At 40.3% G+C, this 17235-nt stretch carries 18 protein-coding genes; 4 read left to right on the plus strand and 14 right to left on the minus strand.

Translation table 11 applies throughout. From position 1 onward, the window contains the following. Positions 1 to 51: 51 nt before the first annotated feature. The gene (locus tag MOO45_RS07210; protein ID WP_249514237.1) at positions 52 to 378 is read left to right on the plus strand and encodes a hypothetical protein; all 327 of its coding nucleotides are present in this window, start codon (positions 52 to 54) and stop codon (positions 376 to 378) included. Between the two features lie 275 nt (positions 379 to 653). On the opposite strand, the gene MOO45_RS07215 is transcribed toward MOO45_RS07210, so the two are convergent. From MOO45_RS07215 to MOO45_RS07250, 8 genes are all read right to left on the minus strand, one after another. Continuing rightward, a complete protein-coding gene (locus tag MOO45_RS07215) occupies positions 654 to 1232 on the minus strand; it encodes a hypothetical protein (protein ID WP_249514238.1) in 579 nt (192 codons plus the stop codon). A 387-nt stretch (positions 1233 to 1619) separates the two neighbouring features. After that, positions 1620 to 2096, minus strand: a complete 477-nt coding sequence (locus MOO45_RS07220) for a PTS sugar transporter subunit IIA (protein WP_249514239.1) — start codon at positions 2094 to 2096, stop codon at positions 1620 to 1622. Position 2097: 1 nt separating this feature from the next. After that, positions 2098 to 3282 carry a MalY/PatB family protein gene (locus MOO45_RS07225; protein WP_249514240.1) on the minus strand — a complete coding sequence of 395 codons (1185 nt, stop codon included), beginning with the start codon at positions 3280 to 3282 and terminating at the stop codon, positions 2098 to 2100. Further along, positions 3272 to 4864: a maltose/glucose-specific PTS transporter subunit IIBC gene (gene malX / locus MOO45_RS07230; protein WP_249514241.1), complete on the minus strand. Its 1593-nt coding sequence runs from the start codon at positions 4862 to 4864 to the stop codon at positions 3272 to 3274. The genes MOO45_RS07225 and malX overlap by 11 nt, the downstream gene beginning before the upstream one ends. A 469-nt stretch (positions 4865 to 5333) precedes the next feature. After that, a complete protein-coding gene (locus MOO45_RS07235; protein ID WP_249514242.1) occupies positions 5334 to 6089 on the minus strand; it encodes a MurR/RpiR family transcriptional regulator in 756 nt (251 codons plus the stop codon). 183 nt (positions 6090 to 6272) lie between these two features. Further along, complete coding sequence (locus MOO45_RS07240) at positions 6273 to 6863, minus strand: type 1 glutamine amidotransferase family protein (protein ID WP_249514243.1); 591 nt, start codon at positions 6861 to 6863, stop codon at positions 6273 to 6275. Between the two features lie 556 nt (positions 6864 to 7419). Then, positions 7420 to 9144, minus strand: a complete 1725-nt coding sequence (locus tag MOO45_RS07245; RefSeq protein ID WP_249514244.1) for a pyruvate oxidase — start codon at positions 9142 to 9144, stop codon at positions 7420 to 7422. A 173-nt stretch (positions 9145 to 9317) separates the two neighbouring features. Then, entirely contained in the window at positions 9318 to 9701 is a 384-nt protein-coding gene (locus MOO45_RS07250) for a PaaI family thioesterase (RefSeq protein ID WP_249514245.1), read from the minus strand. Between the two features lie 28 nt (positions 9702 to 9729). Here MOO45_RS07250 and menB point away from each other — a divergent pair, with 28 nt between their 5' ends. The 3 genes from menB to MOO45_RS07265 all read left to right on the plus strand — a co-directional run bounded on the left by menB (position 9730) and on the right by MOO45_RS07265 (position 12636). Then, the gene (menB, locus tag MOO45_RS07255) at positions 9730 to 10545 is read left to right on the plus strand and encodes a 1,4-dihydroxy-2-naphthoyl-CoA synthase (protein WP_249514246.1); all 816 of its coding nucleotides are present in this window, start codon (positions 9730 to 9732) and stop codon (positions 10543 to 10545) included. A gap of 81 nt (positions 10546 to 10626) precedes the next feature. After that, complete coding sequence (locus MOO45_RS07260; protein WP_249514247.1) at positions 10627 to 12051, plus strand: o-succinylbenzoate--CoA ligase; 1425 nt, start codon at positions 10627 to 10629, stop codon at positions 12049 to 12051. Between the two features lie 54 nt (positions 12052 to 12105). Further along, entirely contained in the window at positions 12106 to 12636 is a 531-nt protein-coding gene (locus tag MOO45_RS07265; protein ID WP_249514248.1) for a DUF308 domain-containing protein, read from the plus strand. Between the two features lie 50 nt (positions 12637 to 12686). On the opposite strand, the gene MOO45_RS07270 is transcribed toward MOO45_RS07265, so the two are convergent. The 6 genes from MOO45_RS07270 to MOO45_RS07295 all read right to left on the minus strand — a co-directional run bounded on the left by MOO45_RS07270 (position 12687) and on the right by MOO45_RS07295 (position 17208). Then, positions 12687 to 13640, minus strand: coding sequence for an NAD(P)-dependent oxidoreductase (locus MOO45_RS07270; RefSeq protein ID WP_249514249.1), 954 nt, complete (start codon positions 13638 to 13640; stop codon positions 12687 to 12689). 35 nt (positions 13641 to 13675) lie between these two features. Further along, on the minus strand, positions 13676 to 14641 hold the full coding sequence (locus MOO45_RS07275) for an amidohydrolase family protein (RefSeq protein ID WP_249514250.1): 966 nt from the start codon (positions 14639 to 14641) through the stop codon (positions 13676 to 13678). 190 nt (positions 14642 to 14831) lie between these two features. Further along, positions 14832 to 15335, minus strand: a complete 504-nt coding sequence (locus MOO45_RS07280) for a hypothetical protein (protein ID WP_249514251.1) — start codon at positions 15333 to 15335, stop codon at positions 14832 to 14834. Positions 15336 to 15419: 84 nt separating this feature from the next. Beyond that, on the minus strand, positions 15420 to 15701 hold the full coding sequence (locus tag MOO45_RS07285; protein WP_249514252.1) for a hypothetical protein: 282 nt from the start codon (positions 15699 to 15701) through the stop codon (positions 15420 to 15422). A 93-nt stretch (positions 15702 to 15794) separates the two neighbouring features. After that, the gene (locus tag MOO45_RS07290; RefSeq protein ID WP_249514253.1) at positions 15795 to 16121 is read right to left on the minus strand and encodes a hypothetical protein; all 327 of its coding nucleotides are present in this window, start codon (positions 16119 to 16121) and stop codon (positions 15795 to 15797) included. Between the two features lie 7 nt (positions 16122 to 16128). Beyond that, positions 16129 to 17208, minus strand: coding sequence for a DUF5057 domain-containing protein (locus MOO45_RS07295; protein ID WP_249514254.1), 1080 nt, complete (start codon positions 17206 to 17208; stop codon positions 16129 to 16131). Between the last annotated feature and the right edge of the window lie 27 nt (positions 17209 to 17235).

Consider the following 17235-nt stretch of genomic DNA (forward strand, 5'->3'; position numbering starts at 1 on the left):
CCTGTTTCGTGTCATCATGGAATGTGGAGTTTATATAGGAGGAGATTGATTTTGGATACTCAATATAGTGAAAAATCAGTTGAAGCATTTTTAACATTTTACGTACATCATTTTAAAGACGATGACTTAGAAATTATTTCTCAGTACGATTTGGATCATCATGTCACAGAATTGAATGCCTTTATCAATAATGATCGCAGTTTTCGGATGAAGGATATTGTGCCAATTCTGGTGTGCAAACATAATGAAATTATTAGTTTATTGCTGGAAGATTTAGTCAACAATGCTCAGCTAGACATGAATCAACTGGATACTCCCCAAGCTTGGGAAAATTGGTATCGCGAAGAAAAGGGTAAAATTAAAGAACCTGAACGGTAAGATAGTATTTAAAAATGGGCTACTAATTTATTCGATTGAATAATTTGACATGCACCCCAAAATAAAGACAATTTTGGAGGTGTATTTTTTGTGGCCAAATTATTTACATTAACATAATAAATTATTATTATTCAATGTTGGTTATTAAACTCCATTTTGGATTCATCAAGTTTATATTTTGATTAAGTATAAATTATGAATAAAAATCGTGCCGATTAAAATGATAATCGACACGATTTTTGATAGAACTTAAAATGTAAATCCTAGAATTAGAACTAATCATCAGCGCTAGTTAACTGAGCAAGTTGGTTCATAGTATTTTGTCCATCACCTTTAGTGTAGAATTTCAAGCCACTAATGTGAACATTGGCATCTTCTTCTTCAAATTCCATCTCCGCTTGGTGATCAGACATGTAAAGTAACAAATCTTGTTTCCACAATTCACTGACAAACTTATCACTACTCATGCCCTTGGGCTCGATAAAAATCTGAAAATAGAATTCATTATTTTCCAGAAACAGAATGAAATCTGGTTGAAATCCTTCTAAATGCACACCAACTTGCTCACCAGATCGGTTAATTCGCGACCCATATTGATGGAGTTTTAACTTTTCACCCTTCGCTGATTCACGATGCATGTTTTCATCCATACGAAACAAATAAACGGCTTGCTGATATTTTTCTTTTAATTCCTGGATACGTGACCTAATATGTTCAATCAATTCATACTCTAGTTTATTGACAATGGCACGATCATAAACATAAAAATCATCGTTCATATCATAAACCGCAATTTGTTGAGTCGGCTCGGTCAACAGCAATGTTGGTTTTGAAAAGTCAACTCTAAAGAACATATCTTTCTATTATTGACTACATAAATATAATTTTTTGTTTTTCCAATGAATAGTTGTTGCGTCAATTTTAAGGCTCTTTTTAAATTAGAAAGATATTTTTTAAATGAATTGACCTCAGAAACGGTAATTTTATGATATTCTAAATCACTTTTCAAATCATAATTATTTGAACTCATAGAAAATCCTCTCAAAAAAAGAACCAATAGCCATTCAGCTACTGGTTCTTATCAAGTTTTTCTGTTGCCAGCCAACGATCTGGGATACACCCAGCTTAATATATCTGGTTTTTAGTTGCTTGATCAACAAAAAGAGAAAACAGATCTCCTCTCAATGAGAGAATAACATTAATATTTAGAATAAACAATTAAAATAATTCACCTACTTAATTTACTTCAACTCGGCCACTGCCTCACCTGCTGCTACGGTACCACTAGCAGTAAGTTTGAGTTGTTCGTCTTTCAAATTAGTCCAAATCAAAATCACACTCGGATTCTTATCATCGGCTTGAATCATTGCCAGATCCATCTGCGCTAATTGCGTGCCTGTTGTCACACTTTGGCCTTCTTGAACCTTGATGACAAACGGTTTACCAGCTAATTCCACCGTATCAATTCCCAAATGCAATAAAATTTCGTGACCTTGATCATCTTTAAACGTCAAGGCATGCTTGGTAGGAAAAATCGAAACGACGGTACCGTTGATAGGCGCCACCACATTGCCATCGCTGGGTACCACAGCATAACCTTGTCCCATCATACCACTGGAAAACACGCCATCTTGCAATTCTGACAAAGCAATTAATTCGCCATTGACTGGTGCGACAATGGCATTTGATACAACTTTTTTCTTCTTGAAACCAAACATGTTAAAACCTCTTTTCAATAAATTGATTCAAACGCTGAAGTGCTGTTTGAATTTGAATACGTGGCATTGCCAAATTAATGCGGACGAATTTCTCACCATCAGCCACAAAGTCGGTGCCCGGCTCCAAAATCACCCCTTGTTGAGTCGCCAATTCCTGCGTAAATGTTCGGCCGCTGACTCCAAAACCACTAACTCGCACCCATAATAGATAAGATGATTCCATCGGGATCAGTTGCAACCGCGGGTCGGTTAACATTTGTTGAGCTAATTCATAATTTCTTGAGACATAATTAACCATCGCCCGCCGCCAGTCATTACCCGTTTGATAACCTGCGACAATCGCGGTAATCCCAAAAATATTGGGAGACGTAATGGAATTTTTTTGATAATTGGCTCGTAAACGTTCGCGTAATTGAGCATTAGGAATAATGGAATATGACGTTTTTAAGCCGCCTAAATTGAACACTTTATTCGGTGAAGTCAGAAAAATCAGATTTTGCAAATACTGTTCGGGTAATGTCAAGGCCGAAGTATGCTGCCCATTATGCAAAATATGTTCACTATGCACTTCATCACTGACCATAATCGTGCCATTAGCCAAACACAATTGGGCAATCCGCTCAATTTCTTGCGGTGACCAAACGCGCCCTGAAGGATTATGCGGATTACAAAAGAAGAGTAAACGCGGTTGTTGCGCCTGCAATTTTTGTTCCAAATCGTCCCAATCAATCTGATAACGATTAGCCTGCAAAATCAACGGACTGGTGCCGACTGGCACATTATTTTCGCGGGCACACCGGCCAAATGGACCGTAAGTGGGCGTCAACGTCATCACGCCGTGTGTCGCATCACAAAATTGCTGCACCAAATTATACATTGTAGCTACACTACCATAACCCAACGTAATCCATTCGGGATCCATATCCACTTGATGTTGCTGCTTTTGCCATTGAACCACCGTTTGATAAAATTCTGGATACGTATAAGTGTAGCCAAAGGTTCCACGCTGACTAGCTTTCATAAATGCATCCAAAATTCCTTGCGGTGAACGAAAATCCATATCGGCAATCCACATCGGAATAAAATCATCTGGAATTGGACCAAATTCCTGTTCAATAATTGAACGATCCCACTTGCGACATTTTTCATCGTGGCGATCAATAATTTCATCAAAGTTATACTCCATCAGTTTGTGTACTTTCTCCTTCAGTTATAGTTTGCTTCTTCAAGACTGCATCAAATTGTTTACGCACCGTAGCAATCTGCGTACCAATCACCACCTGCACATTTTGTTTATCTAACACCATAACGCCCAAGGCCCCGGCTGCTTTCAATTGTTCTTCGTTGACTTTACCAGTATCTTGAACAATCAAGCGAAGACGCGTCACACAATTATCAACATTGACAATATTCATGGCACCACCGACACCCGCTAGAATCTGTGGAACATCAAATTGCGAACCGTTATCGTCATCATCTGCTGTTGCATGTTTTTCACGACCGGGCGTTTTCAAATTATATTTTTGAATAGCCCACTTAAAGACAAAATAATAAATTGTAAACCAAACGACACCGACAATCGGCACAATCCAATAACGCGTCGACGGACCTTGCAGGACACCAAAAATCAACCAATCTAAGATACCACCATCAGTATTTCCAATCCCGACATTCAATAACGCCATTACCATATAACCTAAGCCAGACATCACACTATGAAAAACGTACAGTGCGGGTGAAATGAATAAGAATAAGAATTCAATTGGCTCGGTAATACCCGTTACAAAGGAAGCAATGACACCGGAAATCAATAAGCCCTTGACCTTCTTGCGATTTTCTGGGAACGAAGTTTTGTAAATAGCTAACGCAACCGCGGGTAAACCAAACATCATCGTCGGCATATATCCCTGTGATAAAAAGGCTGTGGCATGATGACTGATCGGTAAACCATGTTGTAATTCTTGATAAAAAATATTTAACGCACCAACCACATGATGCCCCGCCACAACGGCCGTGCCACCAGCTTGAGTAAAACGAATCATCGCTAACAAAATATGATGTAAACCTAGCGGAATTAATAACCGTAAACAAGTACCGTAAATAAACGGGCCAAATGCCCCGGCTTTTTGAATGACCCAACCTAAACTGTTAATTAAAGTCGAGAATAGTGGCCAAATCATGGGAATGACTAAACCAACTAACGCCAATACAACCGACGACATAATCGGCACAAAACGGGTCCCACTGAAAAAAGCAAACGAATCTGGCAACTGAGTTTGATAAAAATGCGTATGCACAACGTAGACAATCAAACCAACAATAATACCACCCAAGACGCCCATTTCAATGGTCTGAATGCCAAACGTATTCGATTGACCGGCCGCCTGCATTTTGCTGACGGAAACCAATTGATGCGTAACTTTTAAATAGAAGTTGATGGACATATTCATGACGAAATAGCCCACGAATCCAGAAAATGCGGCAATGCCTTTTTCCTCACGCGCTAAGCCCAACGGAATTGCGATCGCAAACATAATTGGTAAATAAGTAAATGCAAAACCACCAATTGTTGACATAAATTGAAAAATCAAATGGATCGGGGTAATTTTCAAAAATGGCAACAATTTGAGCATGCTTGGACTGGAAAAGGCACTACCAATCCCCAAAAACAAGCCCATGAACGCTAATAAAGACACTGGCAACATGAACGTTTTACCTAAACCTTGGAAAAATTCCCAAGCAGTAACTTTTTCTCTTTTATCTTGCATGACGTTACTCCTTCTCTTTTTGAATACGTATACATGATAAAACAGTCAAAGCCTAAAAACCGCGAATTTCGGCAATATGTTTGCGTTTACATTTTTTGTAAATCGTTACAATTTATACTGCGACAAAGTGTGGTCAGAAGTTGAGTATTAACTTAACCTCAAAGCTTAAGTTGCTTTTTAACTTGAGATTTAAGGAGTAGTTAAACGCAAGCTTCTACACTTTGGAGCGCTATATCACATACTGTGACAAAGAACATTTAGAAGCTTGAAGCTAACCTAGCCTAAGGACTTAAACCGGACTTTGGTTTGAGTTCTTAGGTGTAGTTAGACAACGGCAAAATATTTTATCTCACTATGAGATAAAATAAGTGATCCAACGTAATATTTTTAGACTTAAATGCCAAATTATTTCACAATGAGATAAATAATTTCTAACGTGTAACCAGCTACTATCGTCGATGACTTGTCTTTATAATTTATATTGATAAATGTATTCATCAATAATAATTTCAATAATTCGCAACAGCGGTATCCGCGTCGACAAATCTAAATCGCGATAGTAAACATTGGGAATCTTGACTTCAAAAACTTCCGTAACTTTCTGGGCGATCGAACTGCCCGGATTGCCGATGATACCGACTGTATTCACCTGCCGCTGTGCCAAAACGGTTGCATAATGTCCCATAACCGCTGTTTCACCAGAACAAGAAATCAAAAAGACTAAATCGCGAGGATCGATGGTGGCCACGACTTGTTCTACTTCATCCCATTCTGAACGGCTGGAAGCATTTTTCCCTGCAAAAATTAATCGACGGGCACCATCAACTGCCACGGTGTAAGATGGTCCCAAGCCTAAAAATTCCACATGATGTGCCAAATCAATCAAATGGGTCACCCGTTTTAATTGTGCAAAGTCCAAATCCGCTCGACTGACTAGCGGCACTAATTTGGCATGTTGCAAAAAATTGGCTTTCGTTAATTGTTCAGGTTGGTCACCCTCCAACGCCAAGCGCAGATAAAACTTGAATTCTGATAAACTTCGATAGCCTAACTTTTTTACCGTGCGGCTCACCGTGGCTGTCGACACAAAAGTTTTTTGCGCAATTTCTTGAATATCTTGATCTAAAAAGCTTGGCGCAGTCTCTTTAATATAATCAAAAACCTGTTGTTCCGCCGTACTCAAATCCCCGCTATGTCGCTCAATTTTTTTAAAAAATAACGTCATCTTCATTAACTTCTTTCACTGATCAAATCCAATTTCATCATACACTATCTTTTAGACACTTAAAAACAGTCAATAACTTTATTTTTAGTTATTAACTGTTTTATTTTTCATGGAACATTGGACAATTCTAAATATTGCTCTTAGAAACTCGCATTAGCGCTTCCTTTTGGATAATTATTCTAATCAAGAAAAGGGATTACCGTATTTTTTGCAATATTGGTAAAAGCCGTATTTATATAAATACATATCCTTGTCTATTTGATCACTCTTTTTAAACTTAATCATCTTCAAGACTTGCTGTGTAAATTCTAGTGCTGCAGTACCATTAGCAGTGACTAAATTACGATCGCGTATTGTTTGTTCATCAAAAAAGTCTGATTCGTTTTGATATTGGTCAAAGCCTTTCCACAAATATTGTGCGTTACCAGTATGTTTAAAGTTGGTAAGTAATCCTTCTTTAGCGAGATAATCTACAGCACCACAGATTGCTCCCACGAACTTGTGATTCGTTAGCCGTTCTTGAATCAGCTGTTTTAATACACTATTTTTAATCTGCCATGAATTTCCACCAATCAATATCAATAGCTGACAATCAGCAGGTATTTGCTCCAAATAATAATCTACCGCAGTTTTAAAATCGCCAATTGAAACTACCTCTTGCTGGGTAGAAGCAGTTTTTACTTCCCAATCTTTGTTTTGATTTAACATACTGGAAAGATAAACGCCCTCCCAGTCAGAGTATTCATCTAACATCACAAAAACTGCCTGCTTCAATAGTAAATCTCCTATTCTAATAGAATTAATAGCTCACAACATCTCATACCTACTCTGATATCGTTCAATAACTGACTTATCTACATTTAGATTAACTTTCAAGAATTATGTAAGTCAATACGAATTTTTAATTTGTGCAAACTTAAACTAAATTTTCTACTACCACTTAATTGTTCCAGACATATGTTTTTATTTGCATAAAATATCTCCATGATAAAATAATTTAGTTGCCACCTCTAGCAACAGAAAGGAGGTGCAATTCACGTACTACATTCTACAAATTTTTGTTAGTGTGGTTTCTGGCGTTTTCTTGGAAGTATTCAAAAAATGGCTAGATAAACATTAATAAAAAAAGAGTCTTTAAAAGATTAAAACTACTGTAGATTTAACTTCGCTTTTAAAACTTCCGTTGCCAAACGAGATACATTGATATTTACTTTTCTTGGTCAGAAACCTCAAGGAAATTCTCTTTTTGTATTGCATACAATCTTAGTAAAACAAAAAAGTATCTAACAGTTAACCGTTAGATACTCAAGACAATCATTAATAAATTATTTTATAAAAATTGGCGAATAATTTCGCGTAATGGTGGCATCTTTGGAATTTGGAATTTATCCTTGAAATATTCAAAACCAAATTTCATATAACCTTCAGCTTCATCTGTGATAATTTTACCGGGAAGTGGCGCTTCATCATAAACGGCAGCATTAATCAAAACTGGCTTGGTTGGATTCTTGTATTGCTTAATTGCTTGGGCAAATTCTTCATCCGTGGTGACATTAATCCCAATTCCGCCACAAGCTTCCGCAAACTTAGCAAAGTCAATATCTGCCAAATCCACACCGTAGTTTTGTTGACCGGCACTTTGTTGTTCATATTCAATGAATGCCAACAAATGATTGTTCAAGACCACTACAACCATGGGCAAATCATACTTCACGGCCGTCACAAAGTCTTGCATCACCATGGCAAAGGCCCCATCACCATTAATAGCATAAACTGGGCGTTGCGGCATGGCAATTTTAGAAGCAATCGCGCCTGGTAAAGCACACCCCATTGTCCCTAACCATGCAGAAATGGTATATTTTTGCGTTGATTTAGCATCCACAAACCGGGCCCCAAAGGAAGTCGAAGTTCCCACATCAATAGACCAAACGGTATTGTCAGGAGCCACTTCGCTCATTTTAGCAAACATCTTGGAAGGCAAAACACCCGTATGCTTCTTGTTCTTGACATCTTCCATCCAAGAACGCCAAGTTTTCATATTCTTTTGGCAAGCCTTTAAGAATGGGCGTTGGCTAATGACTTCACCACGTGTATTCAACAAAGTCAAAGCGTCTTTAGTATCTGCCACAATCGCCACATCAATATTATGACGATGACCAATTTTACTTGGATCATTATCAATTTGAATCGTAGGAATTTTTTGGTTGATATAAGGAGCGTACGGATAATCGGTCCCAATCAGCATCAACAAATCAGCATTAAACATTGCTTCATAAGCGGGTTTGGTTCCTAATTTACCGATTTGGCCCAAAGCATTTGGATGATCATCGTCAATCGTCCCTTTAGCTGGCATGGTTTGAATAAACGGAATGGAGTAACGTTCCACAAATTCTTTGGCTTGCGCTTGGGCGTCATGAGCACCCACCCCGATTAAAGCCACAGGATTTTTAGCTTTTTTAATCATAGCCAAAGCTTGATCAATATCTTTGACGTCAGCTTTAGGTGCTTCTAAATGAAATTGGCCCGCTGTTGGTTTAAAGGTATCAGGAATCTTGTGATCAGGAACATCGTCTGGAATGGTTAACACAGCCACGCCTTTATGCGTGTAAGCTGCCCGAATTGCTTCATCCATCACAGCAGGTAAAGTTGCGGGATTAGTGACCATGCGATTATAAACGGCTACATCTTCAAATAATTGAGGTGTATTCACTTCTTGGAAGAAACCTGTATTCAATAAATGAGATTGGATTTGCCCCAAAATAGCGACAACGGGTGCATGATCCATCTTGGCATCATATAAACCATTCAACAAATGAATGGCCCCGGGTCCACCAATGGATAAACAAGCACTAACTTGCCCGGTCAATTTAGCATGCGCAGCAGCAGCTAAAGCAGCCACTTCTTCATGCCGAACTTGCGTAAATTTAATTTCATCACGTTTACGATAAAGAGCTTCAATCGTCGTATCGACTGAATCTCCCGGCAAACCATATACATTATCAATGCCCCAAGCTTGCATCACTTGAACCATTTTATCGGCAGCATTAATTTTCATATTTTTCCTCATCTCCGGCTACTACATAAAATTACATTATTATACTGTACCACGATTTAATCACAAACGAAAGTGTAATGACTTTGACTTTTAAATTAAGCATAAGAACATTTTTTCACATATTTTTGTGAAACAATATACAAAAATCAGATTTCCTCACGCCACGCCATTCGCTATTTTATGCTATGATGATTGTCGACCGCTAACAAAGTGACTGTACTCAGACTAGTTGGCTGATCGCGTGCTTGTTGATAAGTCACGGCTTGCCAAACTTGCAACCTAGAGCCTCGCTGAATTGGTGTCGCTTGAACAAACAGTTCACCTTCAGTCACAGACCGCAAATGGTTCGTTTGCAGTTGTGTCCCAACAGCCACTTGATGTGCGGGTAAATTCAAATTGGCACCCATACTTGCGGCCGTTTCCGCCAACACACTATTGATGCCTCCATGTAATTGACCAAACGGTTGACAAACTTGGGGCGTGACCATTAATTTTAATTGGACACAATCAACTTGTTGTTGCACGGTTTGAATATTCAGATATTGTATTAAATTCATTGAACGACCTCACGAAAGGAAAATTTTTATGGCAAACTGGCAAACTATCAAAACTTATTCAGAAATTTTATTTGAACGACAAGATCATATCGCCAAAATCACGATCAATCGCCCAGAAGTTCGCAATGCTTTTACCCCAGATACGATTCAGGAAATGATGGAAGCTTTTACTTACTGTCGTGATGATCAAAGTATCGGCGTCATAATCCTCACGGGACAAGGTGATTTAGCTTTTTGTTCAGGTGGCGACCAAAAAGTCCGCGGTAATGGTGGTTACGTTGGCAAAGATAAAGTTGCCCGCTTGAATGTCCTGGACCTGCAACATCTCATTCGTATCATCCCCAAGCCAGTCATTGCAATGGTTCGCGGTTGGTCAGTTGGTGGTGGTAATATTTTACAGCTTGTCTGTGATTTAACAATTGCCGCTGACAATGCTCAATTCATGCAAACGGGTCCTAAAGTCGGCAGTTTTGATGCTGGCTACGGTTCCGCTTATCTCGCCCGCGTCATTGGTCACAAACGGGCCAAAGAAGTTTGGTTTTTGTGCAAACCTTATTCCGCCCAGGAAGCTTACGAAATGGGCTGGATTAACAAGGTTGTTCCTTTGGCCGATGTCGAACAAGAAACTTTGGCTTGGTGTCACGAAATCCTCAAGAAATCCCCAACCGCTATTCGTTTCATCAAGGCGGCCATGAATGCAGACACCGACGGTTTAGCTGGTTTACAGCAAATTGCGGGTGATTCCACCATGTTATTTTACGAAACAGATGAAGGCAAAGAAGGCCGCGACGCCTTTTTAGAAAAACGCGAACCGGACTTCGATAAATTCCCTAAATTCCCATAATTTTAATTGTTTCTTCATTATAAATGAACTCACTCCCAACTTTAATCTAAGTTAGGAGTTTTTTATCGAAAAGAGGGACTTATGCAAACTTGGCTCAATAAACGCGCTAGCTTAGCACCACAGCAAATCGGTTTGTACTATCAAGGACAATCTTACACTTTCCAACAAATCAAGCAATCCGTGCAACACCGCGCTCAACAATTAGTCACGCTCGGCGTCTCCACTCATGAACATGTGGGGATCTATGGTCAAAACACTTTTGAAAATTATCTCAATATCTTGGCGCTATTGCAATTAAACGCGACCATTGTTTTTTGTAATATTCGTCTAGCCTCCACGGAACTGACTCAGCAATTGACCGATGCAAAAGTCAAAATGTGTCTCGTGGATCAAAATACTTGTCCAACCAACTTGGCTGACATTCATAATTTACAAGTTATTACGCTAGCATCGTTGCAACAACTCCAACCTACTGCTTTTGATGACGTGGACATTCAATTTCGTGACGTCGCTAGCCTCATGTATACATCGGGGACGACCGGTCAACCCAAAGGCGTTCTGCAAACTTATGGTAACCATTGGGCTTCAGCGATGAACACTTTATTGAATTTTCAAGTCACCCAACAAGATTGCTGGCTTTGCGTCGTACCGTTATTTCACATTTCAGGCTTTTCAATTGTCCTGCGGTCATTAATTTACGGAATTCCATTGTATTTAGTGGAGCACTTTGACGCACAAATATGCCACCGACTCTTGGTTGACCAGCCGATCACCATTATGTCCGTTGTCCCCACGATGTTGCAGGAATTATTAGCCCACAATGTGTCACATCAACCTTACAATGACGCTTTTCGTTTAATGTTTTTGGGTGGTGCCCCGCTCAATTCAACTTTGTTAACGCAGTGCCAACAACAACACATTCTGGTCGTCCAATCTTACGGCATGACCGAAACTTGCTCTAATGTCGTGGCACTCAACAATGCCGACGCTCAGCGCAAACAAGGTTCCTGTGGACAAGCCTTGTTCACCAATCAAATTCGCATTGCCGACACTGGCGAAATTCAACTCAAATCACCCGCACTAACGCCGGGTTACTGGCATCAAGCCGAGCGCTGGCAAGCTAAATTGACGACTGATGATTGGTTTCAAACGGGAGATGTTGGTTATTTAGATGATGAAAATTTTCTATTCATCAAAGGTCGTTTGGACGATATGTTCGTGTCTGGTGGGGAAAATATTTTCCCGAATGAAATTGAAAATGTTTATCAACAAATCCCCCAAATCCAAGAAATCGGCGTTACTTCCAAACCTGATCTTAAATGGGGCGCGGTCCCGGTGGCTTATCTGGTCGGCAATGATGTACCGACAGCAGACGAACTGATTGCTTTTGGACGCAAAAATCTAGCGCACTACAAAGTTCCGGTAGCCTTTCATCAAGTCGACCAACTCCCCCATAATAGTAGTGGCAAACTCTTACGTCGAAAGTTAATCAATTTAGTCTTTTAATTGTGAGCAATTTTGCTTATGATAAAGAATAGTTATTAATCAGTAGGTGAAAAAATGAAGTCATATTATCGACAATTTAATTGGTATCGCTGGCTGCGAATCATCTTCTTAGCGTTAGCGGGACTTATTATTTTCTTGAATCCTGATAAAAGTTTGAACACTATTTTGTATCTGATTTCCGCGTATTTAATTGGAGTAGGTTTAATCGCTCTGCACGATGGCTGGTTGCTATCCAAAAGTCACAGTGACAATAACAGCCCGTACACCACCGCCGTCATTTGCTTCTTGTTGGCCTTGTTAATCTTCCCCATCGCACACTTATTGTTACCGTTGTTGCCCGTCTTGTTAGGGATTATCCTATTAATTAACGGCGTCAATCAATTTTTTTCTGCGCGGGCCAACCGCCATTATGTCAACGTGACGCCATGGTGGGATTATCTGTATTCGGGCTTATTAGTTTTAGTGGGGATTGCCCTAGTTTTCAATCCATTTGATATGTTACGCTTTTTCTTTCGAATTCTCGGCGTGGGCTTGATGGTGCTGGCGGTAATGGAATTTATTAATACCAAGCTTTATAAAAAATAAAAAACGTTGTGCCCAAAATTGGTGGCTAAACGTTTTTATTTTGTCTTAATTTAATTAACTTGATTGGCTAAAGTTTGACCTTGGCTAAATAAAATCAAATTGTGCGCTGCTTCGGCAACGGTCGCTGTCCGCGCTTCTTGAGTGGCAGTCCCTGCATGGGGGGTCAGCACCACATTATCTAACTTTAGTAAATCTTTTGGAACTTGCGGCTCATCAACAAACACATCTAAACCTGCGCCCGCAATTTGACCTTGGCTCAAGGCTACCGCCAAGTCACTTTGATTAACCAAAGCGCCCCGTGCCGTATTGATAAAATAAGCCGTCGACTTCATTTTGGTAAATACAGCCGCATTAAAGATACCTGCTGTTTCCGCCGTAGCTGGAGCGTGCAACGATAAAACATCGGCTTGTTGCACCAAAGTATCAAAATCAACATACTGAGCTTGGAAATTGGCTTCTTGATCCACAGATAATTGATGACGATTATGATAAATAATTTTCATCCCCAATGCCTGCGCATATTGGGCCAACTGTTGCCCAATTTTCCCCATACCATAAATACCTAGCGTTTTACCGGGCAAATTCATGCCTTGATTCACAACTTGATTGGTATCTACCCAAGTTCCTTGCTGCATTTTCCGATCATAAAAATCAACTTTGCGAACCACATTTAACAGCAACGCCAAGGCCATCTCGGCTGTGGGTTGGCGCACGGCATGCGGCGCATTTGTCACCACAATGCCCTTTTTCGTTGCATAAACCACGTCAATATGATCAAAACCTGCACCATTAGCCGTGATAATTTTTAAATTCACACCTGCATCAATTAATTCACGGTCAGCCGCCAGACCCATCAGCAACAAACCGTCATAATCTTTCAAATGCGCTAAGACCCACGCTCGTGTTGTCAATTGCGGATTATACGTGACGTCACAAATTTGCTTTAATGCAGCCAGACCAGTTTCGGGAACGGTTCCTGTCACCAAAATTTTCAGCTTTTTCATTAATATTGTTCCTCCAGCTTGTTTCTACTTTGATTTTACCGCAACATCGGGTCACTCGCATCTTGCATGGCTTGCACATTTTGCGGTTTAAAATAAATCCGCTGAGCATTGTTATACATCACATTGGTCAACTCCGTTGCCGTAAAAAGATCCGTCGCTTCTAACCAAGTTGCCAAATTATGATAAGAATTAAATGTCGCCGACCACGGTGCGTCCGTACCCCAAAAAATGCGTTGCGCTCCCAAAATTTGCTTGGCTAAACGCACATCTTTTTGACAGCGAGGAAATGGAAAATCCGTTTCGCCTTCAATATCTTGAATTGCCGAAATATCCGTCGCAATATTTTCGTACGGCGCCCATTGCGTTAACGCATTCTCTAAGCGCGCCAAATGATCCGCATTCGGAAACGACAAATGACACACCACAAAATCTAATTGGGGATAACGCTTGGCCAAAGTAGCCATCGCCTCCGGTTGATAACTCAATTGACTGGCGTCACCATAATCGACCGTCACCACAAATCCCGGATAATCTGCCAAATAATGAAAAATACGTCCGACATCGGGATCCAGATCTAACCTAAATGGTTGATGATAACCATGCAAACCGCCACCTTGACTAATTTCGAACTTAATGGCTCGAAAACCCAAATCTTCAACATGCCGCTGCACAATTGGCATTGCTTGTTCCATAAACGGATCCACAGAAAAAGCCGCCACAAAACGCTCAGGATACTTTTTGACACTTTGGTAAGCATAATAATTCTGATAACCATTCAAACTGCCCTGCAATAACACCGCCTTATCAATCCCATTATCATCCAAAACCTTCAGCGCTGCTTCCGCCAAAAAATTATCGTCACCCCAGCCATCGGGAATTAATTTCACCAGTGTACCATCATCCCAAATAGTTTGACCGTGACCTAACGGAGTCATCCGCCCCTTGCCGTTTAGCCCCGCAATCGCCCGCACCAAATGTAAATGCCCGTCAATTTTTTTCATAATAATCTCTTCCCTTTCAACGCACTAGCTTGCTTACATTGTAGGTGACCATTGAGGCTTGTCAACACAAAAAGACATGCTACTTTAAGCATGTCTTTTTACCGTAATTACCCGGGGACATTCTCAATTGTATATGTCAGATTTGCCGTATAGCGATCCGCCGTCAAGGAAGAATCACTATCGGGCATAATCAATTTAATCTGTGAGTTAAGTTACCTGCACCGTCATCAAAGTCAAACGTCTTCGACGCAGAATTGACTTGCGACTGCTGAAACAATGTTACTTTTTCACCATCAGGACTTAAATTAATTGCCGACGTCGTATTGCCTCTTAATTGAAAAGATAATTGAGCGTTTGCTAAACCTTTTTGAACTTGACTATGCCGAAATGGCGCCAAACTCAGCGTCACTTCGTAAGGAGGATAACCAACATTAGGATTTCTCGTATCCTGAATGGTCAGTTGATTGGCTCCCGTTTGATTCTTATAAGTGACATTTGGTTTAAACAGCAACGATTGCTTGCCAAAATTAATATCGGGCAACTTGGTAAATTGCAAATGTTGCAATTGATCCACTAAAACTAAATTAGCAGTGGTCGTAGATCCTTTCGTAACCTCAAGTTCATTGGTTAAATAATATTTTTTGCCATTAATCGTCGTCGATGCGGCCATCAAAGCCAAGCCTGTATTAGTCACCGTCGGAATTTTATCCTGCGTCTGACTTGCATCAATCCCCAGATAATACTTGCCAGGGAAAAGCTCACCAAAATTGAACTGCCCTTACGCATCAGTCGTCGCAGTTGTGAGGACTTTTTTCGAGCCGCTCGCATCAGTTGTCAACAACGTAACCGGTACATTGGCCATTTTAGACTCCGTCGCTTCCAATGTGCCATCTTGATTATCATCCTGCCAAACCGTTCCGCCCAGCGGTCCCGCTGTATACAAATCAACGGTATTCGTTGTCGAAAGATTGTTGTCATTGTCCACAGCCAGCGCATGTAAATACCGTTGGTCTTGCGGAATATTCGCCGTAGCTTGCGAATTGTCATCCGATGCACTCACAAAATGCAGATTTTTTTGAAGACTATCTGCCGTAATATTCCCCTCGGCACCTTTATTTGGATTAATTTGAGTATTAGGATCATCATCTACACACTAAATATAACCTTTTAGACCACTATGAATTTTTTGTTTCACTACATCAGACATCAACTGCTTCGAGCTTCCCGACTGTTTGGCTAGCACCCGATAGTAATAATAAGATGATTGATCAGGAGATATAGCCTGACCGCTACTACTATCAAAAACCTCAGTCGTCCCAGTATTTGATATCATCGGCGCATTCGGGTTGGCTGTGTCTTTCAAAGTACGATCCTCACCAGTCGTTGTCGTGTCTAAAGTACTGGTATAATAGATCATATTGGCAATCACCATCGCCTCTTCTGGAGTACATTGCCCGCTAGCGTGCCCCGTTTGAATCATCGCATAATTATTTATTGGTGGTTAAATAAGCATTATCATCACCAATGGCATCTGTCGGATTTGTCGTGATCCCAGCGTATTCGCTACTCTCATATGGTTTAGTTTTGTGCAAATAACCAATGCTAACCAGTTGACCATGATGTGGATCATTCGGATCCGATTTTCCCCATGAATAATAAGGCGGTCCTACATATTGCATCCACCGTTGGGCACCACTGTCGTTGTTATACATATAAAATTGACCTTCATCGTGCGAAGGCGAAACGTTAAAAACATTGGCATGCCCATTTTGAAATAAATCATTCGGATACTTGGTTAGTAAACCATTTTTTAATTCTGGCGTAAATTCAATTTGTTGAGAACCCATTTTGGTCGGATAACCAGCATTCACCGTTACCGATTTAATGCCCAATTTATTTGCAAAACTAGCATAATTCGGATGAAAAGTATTCCGAACGGTATCATGCCCAAAAATCACGGAACGACCCGTATTTCCAAACGTTTGTACTGCCGTTAAGGTTGCCGCACTAAGATCGTCGCCGCCCACATCGTGCGAGCCAAAGTAAAGGCAATCATAATCATATTGGCCAGCACTATCTTTCAAATAAGCACTGGGATTGGCATTAAAAGCGGTCATGGACACCGGCGTCGCATCAATTAAACCACCGGAAACCAACTGGCCATCAGGCGTATTTTGATTAAGCCAATCCTTTAAAAAATTACCGTCATCAGGATAAACATTTAACACTTTCACCTTTTTACCATAATTAGTCGGCGTATTTTTCCAATCTAAATTGAAAATATTAGCTTCGTCGGCTGTTCCTTGCGCTTTTTGAACAACATAACCATCGGACAGATTAGCCAGCGGATCCCAGTCTAATTTGGTCACCCAAGTATTTGTAGCAGGATCAAAACCCGCCGAAGTTGTTAGATGAAAGTCCCCCGAACTGACCGTTGTTCCCGTAACATGATGCTGCAGATTCGCCATATCAGTATCCGTCAATAGTTGATCGAATGAACTTTGTTTCAACAATGATGAAAATTTGGCGTCTGGTGACACGGATTGTGCACCAGTTCCCGCAGTCATATTCTGCAAATTGGTATGTAAAAAAAA

Source organism: Bombilactobacillus folatiphilus, from assembly GCF_023380265.1.
In the GTDB taxonomy this organism is placed as follows: Bacteria; Bacillota; Bacilli; order Lactobacillales; family Lactobacillaceae; genus Bombilactobacillus; species Bombilactobacillus folatiphilus.